This window comes from Intestinibacter sp., assembly GCF_022780145.1.
Taxonomy (GTDB): Bacteria; Bacillota; Clostridia; order Peptostreptococcales; family Peptostreptococcaceae; genus Intestinibacter.
Genome location: NZ_JALEXO010000039.1, coordinates 1 through 2,040 on the forward strand (window position 1 = coordinate 1; position 2,040 = coordinate 2,040).

At 33.0% G+C, this 2,040-nt stretch carries 2 protein-coding genes; both read right to left on the bottom strand.

All coding sequences use genetic code 11. The features are described from left to right. Positions 1-568, bottom strand: a 568-nt coding sequence (locus tag MR593_RS01525; protein WP_290686235.1) for an ABC transporter ATP-binding protein, incomplete at its 3' end; no start/stop codon positions are given. Beyond that, positions 565-1,587 carry a FecCD family ABC transporter permease gene (locus tag MR593_RS01530; protein ID WP_290686237.1) on the bottom strand — a complete coding sequence of 341 codons (1,023 nt, stop codon included), beginning with the start codon at positions 1,585-1,587 and terminating at the stop codon, positions 565-567. The genes MR593_RS01525 and MR593_RS01530, both read right to left, overlap by 4 nt. Between the last annotated feature and the right edge of the window lie 453 nt (positions 1,588-2,040).

The following is a 2,040-nucleotide window of genomic DNA, read 5'->3' on the forward strand; positions in this document are numbered from 1 at the left end:
GATTCGAAAGCTTTGTCATTGTATCTAAAATAAGCAGTTGATTTTTAAAATCAAGGTTTGATTCTGGCTCATCTAATATAAGTATCTTAGGCTCAGATACTAATGCCCTAGCTATTAGAACCATCTGAAGCTCCCCACCACTTATTTGAGAGCATTTTTTCTTTGCAAATCTAGTTAGATTCATCTCCTCCATTACCCTGTTTACTACCTCTAAATCCTTTTCCTTTGGCATAGACAGCATTCCGAAATGACTGCTTCTTCCAAGCAAAACCATCTCTTCTACTGTATACGCTGCGACTGTAGTCTTTGCCTGAGGAACATATGCGATATCTTTCCATAATTTTTTATGTGAAATATTTCTTATATCTACTCCATCTAATGTGCTTTTTCCGCTTTTCCATTTCAAAAATCCCATTATACATCTGAGTAATGTAGTTTTTCCTGCTCCATTTGGACCGAGAATTGCTACAAAGTCTCCTGGTTCTACAGAAAAATTAATGTTTTCAAGTAGTAATTTATCCTTAGAATTTTTGTAGGCAAAGCATCCATTTTCAACTGAAAGTATCATAGCTGCCAACCTCCACTTCTTCTCATAAGTGTTATAAAAAACGGTGCCCCTATTATAGCTGTAAGTATTGAAATCGGAATTTCAGTCGCCACTAAGCTTCTAGCAATAGTATCTACCACAACCATGAAAATTGCCCCAATACTTATTGATGCAGGCACTAATGCAAGGTGGTTATTTCCAAATTTCATCCTACATATATGAGGTATTATAAGTCCTACCCATCCTACCTGACCGCACATAGATACGCATGATCCTGTGACCATAGTAGCTGCGATTATAGTTATACCTCTAAGTAAATTTATATTAGTTCCTGATGATTTTGCCTCGTCATCAGATAGCATTAAAATATTTAATCTCCAACGAAGTAAATAAAGCACGAAAATTCCGACTAATATAAACGGAGCTCCTAAAAGCAATGTCTTGTAGCTTGCTGAACCCAAGCTTCCCATAAGCCAATATGTTATAGCTGGTAGCTGTGTCTCAGTATCTGCAACAAATTTTACAAATGATACAAGCGCTGAAAACAGTGATCCTATCATTATACCTGCCAGTACTATAGTATTCATGTTGTTACTTTTACCTGTTCCAGAAATATAGGTAAGCAAAACTGCTATTATACCAAAACAAAGTGCACAAAATTGTATTCCTATTAATTTAAATCCTAAAAGTATTCCAAGCGCTGCCCCAAAGCTAGCCCCTGACGCTACCCCCAATGTATCTGGTGTGGCAAGTGGATTTGAAAACAAGCTTTGAAATGCACACCCAGCCACAGAAAGCCCAGCTCCAACAAGCAGAGCAAGTAAAATCCTTGGAAATCTAATTGTCCACAATACAATTTCTGTCTGAGAATTGACTACATAATCATATCCAAATTTTTCAAAAGTTGATTTCAAAACCTCAACTGGAGATATAAGCATTCTCCCTATCCCCATAGATAAGATCACTACTAAAATAGGAAGTATAATCAAAATTATCTTCTGAATTAAAGATAAACTTCCCACTACCTTAAATTTTTTCATATTATAAATCCCCCTAGAAATTAAAAATAGCTACACCAAAAGTGGCATAGCTAAACAAATTTTTCTTAAAAAACATCGCCTTCCACCTTAATAATAAATTTTGGTGTCAGAAATAAAATAAATATAAACATAATCAATCTTAATTATCAGATAAACTTCTAACTTAGAAACGACTATTAGATATTTTATTAGTGCTAGTATTAAATTAAAGTCTACTCATTATGAAACCAAATCTCAAAATAAGTTTTCGTACATATCATAAAAAGAGTATATCACATCGAGAAAAAAATGTAAACTTTTTTAAAAATTTAGACAAAAATGAATAAAGGATGGAATAATTTACTCCATCCTTATATTTTTTACTTAAAGTTCAATTTTATTATATTAATTTATTTAGTTTCTGTGTTGGTATCATCTAATAAGTTATTTTCAGATAAATAAGATAAAAATGAA

Excerpts from the sequence above, each read along its gene's own strand:
- MR593_RS01530 (WP_290686237.1), bottom strand. The coding sequence starts at position 1,587 with ATGAAAAAATTTAAGGTAGTGGGAAGTTTATCTTTAATTCAGAAGATA.